This window comes from Vibrio sp. KUL70 (assembly GCF_059725515.1).
Window position 1 is genome coordinate 271404 of sequence record NZ_AP045834.1, and the last position, 16341, is coordinate 287744.

The window sequence follows — 16341 nt, forward strand, 5'->3', positions numbered from 1 at the left end:
GAGTAGAGCGATATGATTTGGTCAATCGCAGGCAATAAAAAAGGTTGGCACTGCGCCAACCTTTCATTCAATTCGCTTTCTTTAAAGTCGAACGTTCGATGCTGTTATTCGAAACAGATCTCGATGAAGGCGTTACCCCATTGAGATGAGAATGGCATGATGATGATCGCACCTTCACATTTGTGACGGATAGTGTGTCCTTTGCCTGATACAACAATCGGTGTTGCCATATCAAAGTCAAAGCCACTTTCAGCAAGGATACGCTTTGCACCACCCGTTACCATGTTCGTGATCTCACCAACCATATCAGTCACTTCTTCGTTTAGACCGTTAGGGCGCTCACCCAGCATGTTCTGCATGATCTCTAACGCTAGGCCTTCATCAAAGGTGATGGACATTGAACCACGAGATTGTGGGCCCACCATACCGATTAAACCAGAGACATCACCACGAGCGATTTCATCTTTTTTAACTCTAGGTTTCTGTGGCTTCAATTCTAGTGAAGCCATCGTTTTCAGCACATTCATGAGGGAGGCTAAAAACGGGTTTACAAATTCAGCGCGCATAATGTTCTTCTATAATCTTAATCTTTCAGCTCAGTCGAGCAGGCTTGGCAAGTACCATGAGATTCGATGACGTGATTGGTCAGTCGAAAGCCGTACTTTTCTGCATTGTTAGCAAGTTGAGCTACTAGGTTATCGTCTTGCAGTTCAATAACGCTGCCACATTTGTCACAGATAAGCAGCTGTGAGAAATGTTTGTGAGCATTACAAGAGCAGCAGCATATAAAGCTGTTTGTTGACTCAACTCGATGAATGAAACCTTGTTCCAACAAAAAGTCTAAAGCGCGATATACAGTAGGTGGTTTGGCCTGAGGTTCACTTTGCTTAAGCTGTTCCAGTAACTCATAAGCACTAGAGGCTTTTTTATTCGCTAAGATAAGCTCAAACACTCGCTTTCTTTGAGGTGTTAGACGAACGCCTCGTGATGCGCATATCCCTTCAACTTGCTCTATTAATGTTTGGTCCAAATTTTTCACCATACAAAGGGACGGTCCTAACTGTTTACTATTTTTGCAGCAAGATCAGTGAGGTGTCCTTAATTTCAATAAAAGTCAGGTACAGAGCGTATTGTGACTTATGGCTTTGAATAAGACAAGGTAACTCAAAATGACTACATGACTCAAGATATAACTGATTATTGACGTCAAAATAGAGGCTCTATGAATGGGTTGAAATATAAAAGTGTGAGGTAAAGTTCATATAGCGTAAACAAGGTATAGCGATTACAATGGCCGACTTCACTTTTGTTGGCTGCGCCAATAAGTACGTTTGACTCGTAATTAGGGTATTTACCATGACACATTCATGTAGACTTTCTGTTGCTCCAATGCTCGATTGGACTGATCGTCACTGTCGCTACTTCCATCGCCTGCTGTCTCAGCAGACTCTTCTGTATACGGAAATGGTAACGACAGGCGCAATACTGCATGGTAAAGGTGACTTCCTAGAGTACAGCGAACAAGAGCACCCTGTCGCGCTACAGTTAGGTGGTTCAAACCCAGTCGACTTGGCTGAATGTGCGAAGTTAGCAGCTGAGCGTGGTTATGATGAAGTGAACCTTAACGTAGGTTGTCCATCTGATCGTGTTCAAAATGGTCGCTTTGGTGCTTGTCTAATGGCCGAACCTGAGCTGGTGGCGGATTGTGTATCAGCGATGAAAGAAGTCACCGATATCCCTATCACAGTGAAAACGCGTATCGGCATCGATGAGCAGGATTCATATGAGTTCCTAACTAAGTTTATCTCAACGGTTTCAGAGAAAGGCGGCTGTGAGCAATTTACTATTCACGCTCGTAAAGCTTGGCTGAGTGGCTTGAGCCCGAAAGAGAACCGTGAGATCCCACCGTTAGACTACACACGTGCTTACCAAGTGAAGAAAGATTTCTCTGACTTAGTGATTGCGGTGAATGGCGGCATTACTACTCTAGAGCAGACCAAAGAACATCTGCAGCACTTAGATGGCGTAATGATCGGTCGTGAGGCCTACCATAGCCCATACATTTTGGCTGAAGTGGATCAGCAGATCTTCGGTTTAGATACACCAATCAAGAAACGTTCGCAGGTTGTTGAAGAGATGTACCCTTACATTGAGCAAGAGTTGATGAAAGGTGCGAGCCTAGGTCACATCTCTCGTCATATGCTTGGTCTGTTCCAAAGCATGCCGGGTGCAAGACAGTGGCGTCGTTACATCAGTGAGAATGCACACAAGAAAGGTGCAGGTATCGAAGTGATGCAAACTGCGCTAGCGAAAATTCCTAAAGAATTGAACGTATAGTCTTTAGTTTTATCACCTAGGTGAAATTCGCCACTTTTGGTTATTTTTACCATTTAACAGAGTTCTAAAGCCATGCATGAAAATGTGTGGCTTTTTATTTGTTTGATTTTTAAAGGTTTTGTTTTTGGATCGTGTTGGTATGGAAGCTGCAATGAGCAAGGTTAAGAGAAACAGGTCATCATAGGAGACCATTATGTTTGAATTAATCTTTGTTCTTATCTTTGTTGCGACGCTATTGGTAACAGGTATTACTTTTATGACGGTATTGGCAGCAACGGGGCTGGCACTCGTCGTGATGGTCGTACTGGGTATGGTAGGAGCGGTATTAAAACTATTACCTTGGTTGATTGTCATCGCGATTGCTATTTGGTTCTTCAAGAACGTAGTGAACAGCTCTAATCCTCGCCGTTATTAACGGGTTATTGAGCGAAAGTCATGGTAACGTCAAATTTGATCACAACGGATGTTTGTCGCATCCGTTGTGCTTATGTGTGGTAGAATTTTACTCATTAGTCTATGAATATACTTAGAATTAGTACAACGCAATGGAACGGGAGTTCTCTCAAATGAATAAAATGCCATTAATTGCTTTAGTGGGAATGTTATCTTTCAGTTCGACAACGTCTGCTCAAGAAGAACCTTTCTACACGGCGAAAGTCGGTGCCGATATGTGGTGGGGAAGTACAAAGCTTAATGAAGTGGGACAAGATGATTCACAATCACCATCTTTGTACTTTGCATTTGAGCACAAGTTCCCAATGTTGCCGAACGCAAGTATTCGTTACACGTCAGTTGATGCAGAAGCATTGGCGTTTGATAAGTATGACTACACTTTTTACTACACACTGCTAGAGCACAAGTTAATGAACTTTGATGCTGGTGTGACCTTCTCTCAGTATTCTGACTCAAACTACGTTGAACCTAAAATGGGCGGCAAGCAAACGGACTTTGATGAGCTGCTGTGGAGTTTCTACGGTAACGCTGAAATTAATGTTCCTGATACTAATTTTGATATTATTGGAACCATGGAGTTTGGTAACAGCAGCGGTATCAAGAGCACGGATCTCATGGCTGGCGTTCAATACCGAATCCCGGTGGCCGGTACACAAGTTGCTCTGCGTGGTGGCTACCGTGTTATCGACCTAGACTCAGATGAATTCTTTACTTCTGATTTAGGTAAGAGCTTCGTTATGGTTGATGGCTGGTTTGCGGGCGCAGAAGTGATCTTCTAATATCGAGGCCGCTAGGCTACATACGATAAGCTGAATTAAATGATATGAAAACGCGACTGAATCTCAGTGGCGTTTTTTTGTTTTGGATATACCAATCTGGAATGAGTTAGTACTCCCATCACTTTTGGGGATTCTTATGCATTGCTTCAATCGACGTCTATTATTAAAAGACACAGTATTGCAGAGTCACAGCAAAGGATGGGATATGACACTCAATGAACTACGCGCACTCTATCGAGAAAATCAACTGGTGGAAGCTATCATAGAGCCCTCAATCCAAGAAGGGGCTTGGGTTGTGGAGTTTAGACACATGAGCGGCGGCTTTGTACTGTTGACCGATGTTCATGGTGAAGAGTGCCATTATGCTGACCTCGACTTGGCATCAAAGTCCGCAATGGCTGTTGGATTTCAACAGGTTCGCATCGAAAATCAACAACAGTGAATGAACCCATAACGGTTTTTTACTTCCAAAAAGTTATAAAACATACTTTTCTATTCTTTCTTGTTATTAAAAGGAGTGGTTAATCTATCGTCACGCAATGATTAGGGATGTCGTGACCATGTCTTTAAATAAGAAAGAGTCTTCACAGAATAACGCACAAGCAGGTAGCAACGAACTACCGGGCTTAGCTGCACCATTAAATGATCAACAATTAGGTCATCTTCAACAGAGTGTTTCTGAACTTTCACCACAACAGCTTGCTTGGGTAAGTGGTTATCTATGGGGTGTAAGCCAAAACCAACCTTCAGCGGCAGCAGCTCCAATTGCTCAAGCAGCGGCTGTGGTTGCGGCTAAACCTGCTGGTAAGCTAAGCATCATCTTTGCTTCTCAAACGGGTAACGCAAAGGGTGTCGCAGAAGCACTAGAGTCTGAAGCAAAAGCACAAGGCATTGCGGTTGAACTGTTTGACGCGAGTGACTACAAAGGTAAGAACTTAGCAAAAGAAACACACGTTATCTTCGTTGCTTCAACCAACGGCGAGGGCGAAGCTCCTGATAACGCGATTGAACTGCATGAATTCCTTCAATCGAAGAAAGCACCTAAGCTACCGAACCTACAATATGGTGTCATCGGTCTTGGTGACTCAAGTTATGAATTCTTCTGCCAAACCGGTAAAGATTTCGATAGCTTCCTATCTAAACTCGGCGCGACGCCATTTATTGATCGTGTTGATCTAGATGTGGATTACGAAGCGCCAGCACAAGAGTGGCGTGCATCAGCACTTGAGAAAGTGAAAGAAGCACTCTCTTCAGGTACTGAAGCTGAGGTGGTTCAACTTCCTGTAGGGCAACAAGCGGCTGGTCATAGTCTTTACACCAAACAGAATCCATACACAGCAACACTACTAACCAGTCAAAAGATCACTGGTCGTGATTCAGGTAAAGACGTTCGTCATATCGAGATCGATTTAGGCGAATCAGGTATTACTTATCAACCGGGTGACGCATTGGGTGTTTGGTTTGAAAACAGCTCAGAACTCGCGAATCAAATCCTAGCGAAAGTAGGTCTTTCTGGGGTAGAGAGTGTTGATGTCGATGGCGAGAGTCTTTCTATTCATAGTGCTCTAGTCAGCAAATATGAGATCACCGCATCGAATCCACAACTCGTAACTAAGTTTGCAGAGTTATCGGGCAGTAAGAAGCTAATTAAGCTGGTGGAAGACAAAGATAAGCTTCGCGAGTACGCAGGTAACACTCAAGTTGTTGATGTTCTCTCAGAGAAGAAAACAAAGCTATCCGCTGATGAATTACTTGGTCTGCTACGTAAGCTAACACCGCGTCTTTACTCCATTGCATCAAGTCAGTCTGAAGTCGATGAAGAAGTTCACCTAACAGTAGGTTTAGTGGAATACCAAAAAGGTGATGAGTCTCGTCAAGGTGGCGCATCAAGTTTCTTAGCTCAGCGCTTAGAAGAGGGCGGTGAAGTGAAAGTGTTTGTAGAGAACAACAATAACTTCAAACTTCCTCAAGATGATGCAACGCCGATCATCATGATTGGCCCGGGTACAGGTATCGCACCATTCCGTAGCTTCATTCAAGAGCGTGACAACAATGATGCTGAAGGTAATAGCTGGTTGTTCTTTGGTGACCGTACCTTCACTCAAGACTTCTTATACCAAGTTGAATGGCAGAAGTACTTGAAGTCTGGTGCGCTAACTAAGCTTGATGTGGCGTTTAGCCGTGATCAACAAGAGAAGGTGTATGTTCAAGACCGTCTCATCGAGCAAGCTGAGCAAGTGTGGCAGTGGCTACAAGAGGGCGCTTACCTCTATGTATGTGGTGATGCGACTCGTATGGCAAAAGATGTCAACGAAGCACTGATCACAATCGCACAAGAGCAAGGCAAGCAGAGCCGAGAGCAAGCTGAAGAATATATTAACGATCTACGTAAAGCGAAACGTTACCAAAGGGATGTGTACTAATGAGCAAGCAAGTTATAGAGCAAGAAGTATTAGGCCAAGTGCTGGGCCCATTAGCAGACAACGAACGTTTAAAGCGTGAAAGTAATCATCTACGTGGCACCATTGAAGCCGATCTACAAGATCGCATCACAGGTGGATTTACGGCAGACAACTTCCAGCTGATTCGCTTCCACGGTATGTATCAACAAGACGACCGTGATATCCGTAACGAGCGTGCTAAGCAAAAACTAGAACCGTTGCACAATGTGATGCTGCGTGCACGTATGCCGGGTGGCATCATTACACCAAAGCAGTGGCTAGCAATTGATAAATTCGCGGATGAGAGTACTTCGTATGGTTCTATTCGACTCACTACGCGTCAAACGTTCCAGTTTCACGGTGTATTGAAGCCAAACATCAAGTTGATGCACCAAACGCTAAACAGCATTGGGATTGATTCGATCGCGACAGCGGGTGACGTAAACCGTAACGTGCTATGTACGACTAACCCAGTAGAATCAGAGCTTCATCAAGAGGCTTACGAGTGGGCGAAGAAAATCAGTGAGCACCTTCTACCAAAAACACGTGCTTATGCAGAGATCTGGCTAGATGGTGAGAAACTGGAAACGACCGATGAAGAGCCGATTCTAGGTAGCAACTATCTACCTCGTAAATTCAAAACCACGGTAGTGATCCCGCCACAGAATGATGTGGATGTGCACGCTAATGACTTGAACTTCGTGGCAATTGCAGAAGACGGCAAGCTGGTGGGCTTTAATGTGCTTGTCGGTGGTGGTCTAGCAATGACTCACGGTGATACGTCGACTTATGCACGTAAGGCGGATGACTTTGGTTTTGTACCACTAGCAAACACATTAGATGTTGCAGCAGCGGTTGTAACAACACAACGTGATTGGGGTAACCGTTCTAACCGTAAGAACGCAAAGACCAAGTACACCTTAGACCGTGTTGGTATTGATGTCTTTAAAGCTGAAGTAGAGAGACGTGCAGGGGTGAAGTTCTCTGATAGCCGCCCTTATGAGTTTACTGGTCGAGGCGATCGTATCGGTTGGTCTGAAGGTATCGATGGTAAATTCCATTTAGCACTGTTCATAGAGAATGGCCGTCTACTGGATTTCCCTGGTAAGCCTCTAAAAACAGGTGTTGCTGAAATCGCTAAGATTCATAAAGGCGACTTCCGCATGACAGCAAACCAAAACTTGATCGTTGCAGGTGTGCCAAAGAACCAAAAAGCCAAGATCGAGAAGCTTGCTCGTGAATATGGTCTGATGGACGATGCGGTAACTGAGCAGCGTAAAAACTCAATGGCATGTGTGGCATTCCCAACTTGTCCGTTGGCAATGGCTGAAGCGGAACGTTTCCTTCCTGAGTTTGTGACGGATGTGGAAGGCATTCTTAAGAAGCACGGCTTACCGGAAGATGACAACATTATTCTGCGTATTACAGGTTGTCCAAATGGTTGTGGTCGAGCGATGCTAGCGGAGCTTGGTCTCGTTGGTAAGGCGCCGGGTCGTTACAACATGCATTTAGGTGGTAACCGAGCGGGTACTCGAATTCCTAAGATGTATAAAGAGAACATCACCTCTGCACAAATCCTTCAAGAGATCGATGATCTGGTGGCTCGTTGGGCAAATGAAAGAGAAGAGGGCGAAGGGTTCGGTGATTTCACTATTCGCGCTGGCATCATTGAAGAAGTGATCATTTCTAAGAGGGATTTACATGCATAATTCTGTGACTTCCAAATTGAAGTTGGCAGATCTGCTTGCATTAACCAAGACGGAGCAAATTCTCCGTCTTTCAGAAATCAATGCTGAGTTAGAGACGCTAACCGCTCAACAAAGAGTTAAGTGGGCACTAGAGAACCTAGAAGGCAATCACGTTGTCTCATCTAGTTTTGGTATTCAAGCGGCGTTAATGCTTCACCTTGTGACCCAAGCGAAACCGGACATCCCTGTGATCTTGACGGATACAGGCTACCTTTTCCCTGAAACGTATCGCTTTATTGATGAGTTAAGTCAGCAACTGACATTAAATCTTCAAGTCTTTAGAGCGAAACAGAGCCCGAATTGGCAAGAAGCGCAATACGGCAAGTTGTGGGAACAAGGTTTAGAAGGGATAGAAAAGTACAACAAGCTAAATAAAGTCGAACCAATGAGGCGTGCACTGGATGAGCTTGATGTAGGGGTTTGGTTCTCGGGTTTGAGAAGAGAGCAATCTAAGTCTCGTGCAAACCTTCCTATACTCTCTATTCAAAATGGTGTGTTTAAGTTCTTGCCTGTCATCGACTGGAGTAATAAAGATGTTCATTATTACTTAGAAGAGCATGGTTTGAGTTATCACCCGCTACGAGAAGAAGGCTACCTATCCATTGGTGACACTCACACCACTAAGAAGTGGGAGCCGGGTATGACCGAAGAAGAAACGCGATTTAATGGTTTGAAACGCGAATGTGGTCTTCATGAAGACGATGGTGAGCAATACGGTTCCGGTATTTAATCCATCTTGTGTTGAAAAGCTGCTTTTAAGCAGCTTTTTTTATGTTTGTAGAATATGAAAATCACCAATTGTGGATAACTCTGTGGGTAGCTTGTAGTTCGATTGGGGTTAAACTTGCATAAATATGGCTTTGAATGTTATTTCTGCACTTAAGCGTTATTTTTACAATTTTCTCGAATTAAAGCTTGCCAATGTGAGGAACATCTCTATAATGCCGCCTCACTGACACGGCAGACGCCACAAGGCTTCAGCGAAGAATGTTAGTTCGGCAACTAGCTTAAAGCGATATTTCGCTTCTACTTTTAGAAAGTAGAAATTAATTTTCAAAAAGTGTTTGACACTGAGAATTAAATCGCTAGAATGGCCGCCTCTTCCGAAGTGATGCAAGTCACAACGAAGAAAAGCTCTTTAACAATTTAAACCTATCAATCTGTGTGGGCACTCGTTGATGAATATCACTAAGTTTGTTTTCGCTTTTAAAAGCAAAGGTAAACACGAAACTTCGGTTTCAACTTGATTTCAATGAACTGAGTGACCAATTCAAATTGGTACAGCCTTGAGCTGTTTGATTTCACTTTTTAAAGTGAAAACCAATAAGAGCACAGTCAATTCACTATCGTTAGATAGAATCAGTATTCATTGAGTCACAAAATCTTAAATTGAAGAGTTTGATCATGGCTCAGATTGAACGCTGGCGGCAGGCCTAACACATGCAAGTCGAGCGGAAACGAGTTATCTGAACCTTCGGGGAACGATAACGGCGTCGAGCGGCGGACGGGTGAGTAATGCCTAGGAAATTGCCTTGATGTGGGGGATAACCATTGGAAACGATGGCTAATACCGCATAATGCCTACGGGCCAAAGAGGGGGATCTTCGGACCTCTCGCGTCAAGATATGCCTAGGTGGGATTAGCTAGTTGGTGAGGTAATGGCTCACCAAGGCGACGATCCCTAGCTGGTCTGAGAGGATGATCAGCCACACTGGAACTGAGACACGGTCCAGACTCCTACGGGAGGCAGCAGTGGGGAATATTGCACAATGGGCGCAAGCCTGATGCAGCCATGCCGCGTGTATGAAGAAGGCCTTCGGGTTGTAAAAGTACTTTCAGCAGTGAGGAAGGGGGTGTCGTTAATAGCGGCATTTCTTGACGTTAGCTGCAGAAGAAGCACCGGCTAACTCCGTGCCAGCAGCCGCGGTAATACGGAGGGTGCGAGCGTTAATCGGAATTACTGGGCGTAAAGCGCATGCAGGTGGTTTGTTAAGTCAGATGTGAAAGCCCGGGGCTCAACCTCGGAACTGCATTTGAAACTGGCAAACTAGAGTACTGTAGAGGGGGGGTAGAATTTCAGGTGTAGCGGTGAAATGCGTAGAGATCTGAAGGAATACCAGTGGCGAAGGCGGCCCCCTGGACAGATACTGACACTCAGATGCGAAAGCGTGGGGAGCAAACAGGATTAGATACCCTGGTAGTCCACGCCGTAAACGATGTCTACTTGGAGGTTGTGGCCTTGAGCCGTGGCTTTCGGAGCTAACGCGTTAAGTAGACCGCCTGGGGAGTACGGTCGCAAGATTAAAACTCAAATGAATTGACGGGGGCCCGCACAAGCGGTGGAGCATGTGGTTTAATTCGATGCAACGCGAAGAACCTTACCTACTCTTGACATCCAGAGAACTTAGCAGAGATGCTTTGGTGCCTTCGGGAACTCTGAGACAGGTGCTGCATGGCTGTCGTCAGCTCGTGTTGTGAAATGTTGGGTTAAGTCCCGCAACGAGCGCAACCCTTATCCTTGTTTGCCAGCACTTCGGGTGGGAACTCCAGGGAGACTGCCGGTGATAAACCGGAGGAAGGTGGGGACGACGTCAAGTCATCATGGCCCTTACGAGTAGGGCTACACACGTGCTACAATGGCGCATACAGAGGGCGGCCAACTTGCGAGAGTGAGCGAATCCCAAAAAGTGCGTCGTAGTCCGGATTGGAGTCTGCAACTCGACTCCATGAAGTCGGAATCGCTAGTAATCGTAGATCAGAATGCTACGGTGAATACGTTCCCGGGCCTTGTACACACCGCCCGTCACACCATGGGAGTGGGCTGCACCAGAAGTGGTTAGTTTAACCCCTTTTCTTTCGAGATTAGGGGAGGACGATCACCACGGTGTGGTTCATGACTGGGGTGAAGTCGTAACAAGGTAGCCCTAGGGGAACCTGGGGCTGGATCACCTCCTTATACGAAGATATTCACGATAAGTGTCCACACAGATTGATACGGTTTAGAAAGTTAAGAGATATCTTAGTGTCCCGTTCGTCTAGAGGCCTAGGACACCGCCCTTTCACGGCGGTAACAGGGGTTCGACTCCCCTACGGGATACCATCTTTAAGTGCATTTTAAGTAGTGCTTTTAAAAATGGTTTCGTTAAGAAATCTGCTCTTTAACAATTTGGAAAGCTGACTGATTTAAATAACACAGTTATTTAAATCAAATTAAAAGTTCTCAATGTTTTCTTTTAACTAAGAAAACACAACACAAACACATTCAAGTGTCTTGTATTCGATTCAAATTTAATTTGAATCACCATTGAGTCCGGCAAACACGTAATAAGAATTAACCCTTCTTGTTACAACCAAAAACCTTGGTTGCTCGTTTGTCTTCACTGCCATTTGTCTTCACTTTTTAAAGTGAAATCAAACAAGCAAGTGAAAGCAAACAGTCATACATAAAGACCTCTTCGGGTTGTATGGTTAAGTGACTAAGCGTACACGGTGGATGCCTTGGCAGTCAGAGGCGATGAAGGACGTATTAACTTGCGATAAGCCCAGATTAGGTAGTAAAAACCTTTTGAGTCTGGGATTTCCGAATGGGGAAACCCACTTACACAAGTAAGTATCTTGTTGTGAATACATAGCAACAAGAGGCAAACCGGGGGAACTGAAACATCTAAGTACCCCGAGGAAGAGAAATCAACCGAGATTCCGAAAGTAGCGGCGAGCGAAATTGGATTAGTCCTTAAGCTTTTAATGATGCAGGTGAAGGCTCTGGAAAGTGCCGCAATAAAGGGTGATAGCCCCGTAACCGACACATCATAATCAGTGAAATCGAGTAGGGCGGGACACGTGATATCCTGTCTGAATATGGGGGGACCATCCTCCAAGGCTAAATACTACTGACTGACCGATAGTGAACCAGTACCGTGAGGGAAAGGCGAAAAGAACCCCTGTGAGGGGAGTGAAATAGAACCTGAAACCGTGTACGTACAAGCAGTAGGAGCACCTTCGTGGTGTGACTGCGTACCTTTTGTATAATGGGTCAGCGACTTATATTCAGTGGCAAGGTTAACCGTTTAGGGGAGCCGTAGGGAAACCGAGTCTTAACTGGGCGTTCAGTCTCTGGATATAGACCCGAAACCAGGTGATCTAGCCATGGGCAGGTTGAAGGTTGAGTAACATCAACTGGAGGACCGAACCGACTAATGTTGAAAAATTAGCGGATGACTTGTGGCTAGGGGTGAAAGGCCAATCAAACCTGGAGATAGCTGGTTCTCCCCGAAAGCTATTTAGGTAGCGCCTCGGACGAATACTACTGGGGGGTAGAGCACTGTTAAGGCTAGGGGGTCATCCCGACTTACCAACCCTTTGCAAACTCCGAATACCAGTAAGTACTATCCGGGAGACACACGGCGGGTGCTAACGTCCGTCGTGGAGAGGGAAACAACCCAGACCGCCAGCTAAGGTCCCAAAGTATAGCTAAGTGGGAAACGATGTGGGAAGGCTCAGACAGCCAGGATGTTGGCTTAGAAGCAGCCATCATTTAAAGAAAGCGTAATAGCTCACTGGTCGAGTCGGCCTGCGCGGAAGATGTAACGGGGCTAAGCTATACACCGAAGCTGCGGCCGCATACTTTAGTATGCGGGGTAGGGGAGCGTTCTGTAAGCCGTTGAAGGTGGTCTGTAAGGGCTGCTGGAGGTATCAGAAGTGCGAATGCTGACATGAGTAACGATAAAGGGAGTGAAAAACTCCCTCGCCGGAAGACCAAGGGTTCCTGTCCAACGTTAATCGGGGCAGGGTAAGTCGACCCCTAAGGCGAGGCCGAAAGGCGTAGTCGATGGGAAACGGGTTAATATTCCCGTACTTCTTACAATTGCGATGGGGGGACGGAGAAGGCTAGGTGGGCCTGGCGACGGTTGTCCAGGTTCAAGTACGTAGGCGGAAAGTTTAGGTAAATCCGGACTTTCTTAACGCTGAGATACGATGTCGAGCCACTACGGTGGTGAAGTCATTGATGCCATGCTTCCAGGAAAAGCCTCTAAGCTTCAGATTGTAAGGAATCGTACCCCAAACCGACACAGGTGGTCGGGTAGAGAATACCAAGGCGCTTGAGAGAACTCGGGTGAAGGAACTAGGCAAAATGGTACCGTAACTTCGGGAGAAGGTACGCTCTTATCGGTGAAGTCCCTTGCGGATGGAGCTGACGAGAGTCGCAGATACCAGGTGGCTGCAACTGTTTATTAAAAACACAGCACTGTGCAAAATCGTAAGATGACGTATACGGTGTGACGCCTGCCCGGTGCCGGAAGGTTAATTGATGGGGTTAGACTTCGGTCGAAGCTCTTGATCGAAGCCCCGGTAAACGGCGGCCGTAACTATAACGGTCCTAAGGTAGCGAAATTCCTTGTCGGGTAAGTTCCGACCTGCACGAATGGCGTAATGATGGCCACGCTGTCTCCACCCGAGACTCAGTGAAATTGAAATCGCTGTGAAGATGCAGTGTACCCGCGGCTAGACGGAAAGACCCCGTGAACCTTTACTACAGCTTGGCACTGAACATTGACCCTACATGTGTAGGATAGGTGGGAGACTTTGAAACCGCGTCGCTAGATGTGGTGGAGTCGTCCTTGAAATACCACCCTTGTAGTGTTGATGTTCTAACGTTGGTCCCTGAATCGGGATTACGGACAGTGCCTGGTGGGTAGTTTGACTGGGGCGGTCTCCTCCCAAAGAGTAACGGAGGAGCACGAAGGTGGGCTAATCACGGTTGGACATCGTGAGGTTAGTGCAATGGCATAAGCCCGCTTGACTGCGAGAATGACAATTCGAGCAGGTGCGAAAGCAGGTCATAGTGATCCGGTGGTTCTGAATGGAAGGGCCATCGCTCAACGGATAAAAGGTACTCCGGGGATAACAGGCTGATACCGCCCAAGAGTTCATATCGACGGCGGTGTTTGGCACCTCGATGTCGGCTCATCACATCCTGGGGCTGAAGTCGGTCCCAAGGGTATGGCTGTTCGCCATTTAAAGTGGTACGCGAGCTGGGTTTAGAACGTCGTGAGACAGTTCGGTCCCTATCTGCCGTGGGCGTTGGAAGATTGAAGGGGGCTGCTCCTAGTACGAGAGGACCGGAGTGGACGAACCTCTGGTGTTCGGGTTGTCATGCCAATGGCATTGCCCGGTAGCTAAGTTCGGAATCGATAACCGCTGAAAGCATCTAAGCGGGAAGCGAGCCCTGAGATGAGTCTTCCCTGGCGCTTTAAGCGTCCTAAAGGGTTGTTCAAGACTAGAACGTTGATAGGCAGGGTGTGTAAGCGCTGTGAGGCGTTGAGCTAACCTGTACTAATTGCCCGTGAGGCTTAACCATACAACACCCAAGGGGTTTTGATGGACTCAAAGATACAAACGCTTGAATGAGTTTGAAGAGAACAGAAACAGCTTTCCAGATTACTTTTCTGAAAGAAAATCAGAGAAGAAAGAATTTGCTTGGCGACCATAGCGTTGTGGACCCACCTGATTCCATGCCGAACTCAGAAGTGAAACGCAATAGCGCCGATGGTAGTGTGGGGCTTCCCCATGTGAGAGTAGGACATCGCCAGGCTCCTATTTATTTTCACTTTTTTAAAAAGTGAAGACAAAAGGTTCGACTTTGTCTACGAAGTAGACAAGTCACCATAGAGTTCTAAGTTTTCTTAGTATTTTATGTTGACTTTCAAAGTAGAAAGCGTATTATACGCGTCCTGCTTAGGTGCTAAGGCACTGAAAGCGTTCTCTTTTTAGAGAACACGCTCTTTAACAATTTAAACCTATCAATCTGTGTGGGCACTCGTTGATGAATATCAAAACGTTTTATCGTTAGATAAAACAGATTCTTCGGAATCAAAATTGATTTCAATGAACTGAGTGACCAATACGAATAACTTCGGTTATTTGGCACAGTCAATTCATTACCATTCTGTTGGAATGGTAATAGCTTTAAAATTACATAGTAGTTTTGAAGTCAGTATTCGTTGAGTCGACAAAATCTTAAATTGAAGAGTTTGATCATGGCTCAGATTGAACGCTGGCGGCAGGCCTAACACATGCAAGTCGAGCGGAAACGAGTTGTCTGAACCTTCGGGGAACGATAACGGCGTCGAGCGGCGGACGGGTGAGTAATGCCTAGGAAATTGCCTTGATGTGGGGGATAACCATTGGAAACGATGGCTAATACCGCATAATGCCTACGGGCCAAAGAGGGGGACCTTCGGGCCTCTCGCGTCAAGATATGCCTAGGTGGGATTAGCTAGTTGGTGAGGTAATGGCTCACCAAGGCGACGATCCCTAGCTGGTCTGAGAGGATGATCAGCCACACTGGAACTGAGACACGGTCCAGACTCCTACGGGAGGCAGCAGTGGGGAATATTGCACAATGGGCGCAAGCCTGATGCAGCCATGCCGCGTGTATGAAGAAGGCCTTCGGGTTGTAAAAGTACTTTCAGCAGTGAGGAAGGGGGTGTCGTTAATAGCGGCATTTCTTGACGTTAGCTGCAGAAGAAGCACCGGCTAACTCCGTGCCAGCAGCCGCGGTAATACGGAGGGTGCGAGCGTTAATCGGAATTACTGGGCGTAAAGCGCATGCAGGTGGTTTGTTAAGTCAGATGTGAAAGCCCGGGGCTCAACCTCGGAACTGCATTTGAAACTGGCAAACTAGAGTACTGTAGAGGGGGGGTAGAATTTCAGGTGTAGCGGTGAAATGCGTAGAGATCTGAAGGAATACCAGTGGCGAAGGCGGCCCCCTGGACAGATACTGACACTCAGATGCGAAAGCGTGGGGAGCAAACAGGATTAGATACCCTGGTAGTCCACGCCGTAAACGATGTCTACTTGGAGGTTGTGGCCTTGAGCCGTGGCTTTCGGAGCTAACGCGTTAAGTAGACCGCCTGGGGAGTACGGTCGCAAGATTAAAACTCAAATGAATTGACGGGGGCCCGCACAAGCGGTGGAGCATGTGGTTTAATTCGATGCAACGCGAAGAACCTTACCTACTCTTGACATCCAGAGAAGCCAGCGGAGACGCAGGTGTGCCTTCGGGAACTCTGAGACAGGTGCTGCATGGCTGTCGTCAGCTCGTGTTGTGAAATGTTGGGTTAAGTCCCGCAACGAGCGCAACCCTTATCCTTGTTTGCCAGCGAGTAATGTCGGGAACTCCAGGGAGACTGCCGGTGATAAACCGGAGGAAGGTGGGGACGACGTCAAGTCATCATGGCCCTTACGAGTAGGGCTACACACGTGCTACAATGGCGCATACAGAGGGCGGCCAACTTGCGAGAGTGAGCGAATCCCAAAAAGTGCGTCGTAGTCCGGATTGGAGTCTGCAACTCGACTCCATGAAGTCGGAATCGCTAGTAATCGTAGATCAGAATGCTACGGTGAATACGTTCCCGGGCCTTGTACACACCGCCCGTCACACCATGGGAGTGGGCTGCAAAAGAAGTGGGTAGTTTAACCTTCGGGAGGACGCTCACCACTTTGTGGTTCATGACTGGGGTGAAGTCGTAACAAGGTAGCCCTAGGGGAACCTGGGGCTGGATCACCTCCTTATACAAAGAT

9 protein-coding genes, 1 tRNA gene and 4 rRNA genes are annotated in these 16341 nt (G+C 46.6%); 12 read left to right on the forward strand and 2 right to left on the reverse strand.

The features are described from left to right. Positions 1–104 precede the first annotated feature (104 nt). Complete coding sequence (locus AC6I7V_RS01300; protein WP_032549890.1) at positions 105–566, reverse strand: chemotaxis protein CheX; 462 nt, start codon at positions 564–566, stop codon at positions 105–107. A 17-nt stretch (positions 567–583) separates the two neighbouring features. Continuing rightward, complete coding sequence (gene zur, locus AC6I7V_RS01305; RefSeq protein ID WP_498011182.1) at positions 584–1042, reverse strand: zinc uptake transcriptional repressor Zur; 459 nt, start codon at positions 1040–1042, stop codon at positions 584–586. A gap of 314 nt (positions 1043–1356) precedes the next feature. On the opposite strand from zur, the gene dusA reads away from it, so the two are divergent. From dusA to AC6I7V_RS01365, 12 genes are all read left to right on the forward strand, one after another. Continuing rightward, positions 1357–2337, forward strand: coding sequence for a tRNA dihydrouridine(20/20a) synthase DusA (dusA, locus tag AC6I7V_RS01310; RefSeq protein ID WP_150872902.1), 981 nt, complete (start codon positions 1357–1359; stop codon positions 2335–2337). A gap of 193 nt (positions 2338–2530) precedes the next feature. After that, positions 2531–2752: an envelope stress response protein PspG gene (gene pspG, locus AC6I7V_RS01315; RefSeq protein WP_372068806.1), complete on the forward strand. Its 222-nt coding sequence runs from the start codon at positions 2531–2533 to the stop codon at positions 2750–2752. 151 nt (positions 2753–2903) lie between these two features. After that, positions 2904–3569 carry a TIGR04219 family outer membrane beta-barrel protein gene (locus AC6I7V_RS01320; protein ID WP_255231580.1) on the forward strand — a complete coding sequence of 222 codons (666 nt, stop codon included), beginning with the start codon at positions 2904–2906 and terminating at the stop codon, positions 3567–3569. A 205-nt stretch (positions 3570–3774) separates the two neighbouring features. Continuing rightward, positions 3775–4011: a hypothetical protein gene (locus tag AC6I7V_RS01325; protein WP_255231579.1), complete on the forward strand. Its 237-nt coding sequence runs from the start codon at positions 3775–3777 to the stop codon at positions 4009–4011. A gap of 118 nt (positions 4012–4129) precedes the next feature. Continuing rightward, positions 4130–5992 carry an assimilatory sulfite reductase (NADPH) flavoprotein subunit gene (locus tag AC6I7V_RS01330; protein WP_372068807.1) on the forward strand — a complete coding sequence of 621 codons (1863 nt, stop codon included), beginning with the start codon at positions 4130–4132 and terminating at the stop codon, positions 5990–5992. Then, positions 5992–7719 carry an assimilatory sulfite reductase (NADPH) hemoprotein subunit gene (cysI, locus tag AC6I7V_RS01335; protein ID WP_498011183.1) on the forward strand — a complete coding sequence of 576 codons (1728 nt, stop codon included), beginning with the start codon at positions 5992–5994 and terminating at the stop codon, positions 7717–7719. Before AC6I7V_RS01330 ends, cysI begins: the two co-directional genes overlap by 1 nt. Beyond that, positions 7712–8488, forward strand: a complete 777-nt coding sequence (locus AC6I7V_RS01340) for a phosphoadenylyl-sulfate reductase (RefSeq protein ID WP_498011184.1) — start codon at positions 7712–7714, stop codon at positions 8486–8488. The genes cysI and AC6I7V_RS01340 overlap by 8 nt, the downstream gene beginning before the upstream one ends. A gap of 656 nt (positions 8489–9144) precedes the next feature. Next, a 16S ribosomal RNA gene (locus tag AC6I7V_RS01345) occupies positions 9145–10714 on the forward strand. A 68-nt stretch (positions 10715–10782) separates the two neighbouring features. Further along, positions 10783–10858 (forward strand) — tRNA-Glu (locus AC6I7V_RS01350). A gap of 366 nt (positions 10859–11224) precedes the next feature. Beyond that, positions 11225–14116, forward strand: a 23S ribosomal RNA gene (locus AC6I7V_RS01355). A gap of 118 nt (positions 14117–14234) precedes the next feature. Further along, positions 14235–14350, forward strand: a 5S ribosomal RNA gene (gene rrf, locus AC6I7V_RS01360). A gap of 427 nt (positions 14351–14777) precedes the next feature. Continuing rightward, positions 14778–16332: ribosomal RNA gene (locus AC6I7V_RS01365) — 16S ribosomal RNA — on the forward strand. The 16S, 23S and 5S rRNA genes sit together here with 1 tRNA gene alongside, the layout of an rRNA operon. The last annotated feature ends 9 nt before the right edge of the window (positions 16333–16341 follow it).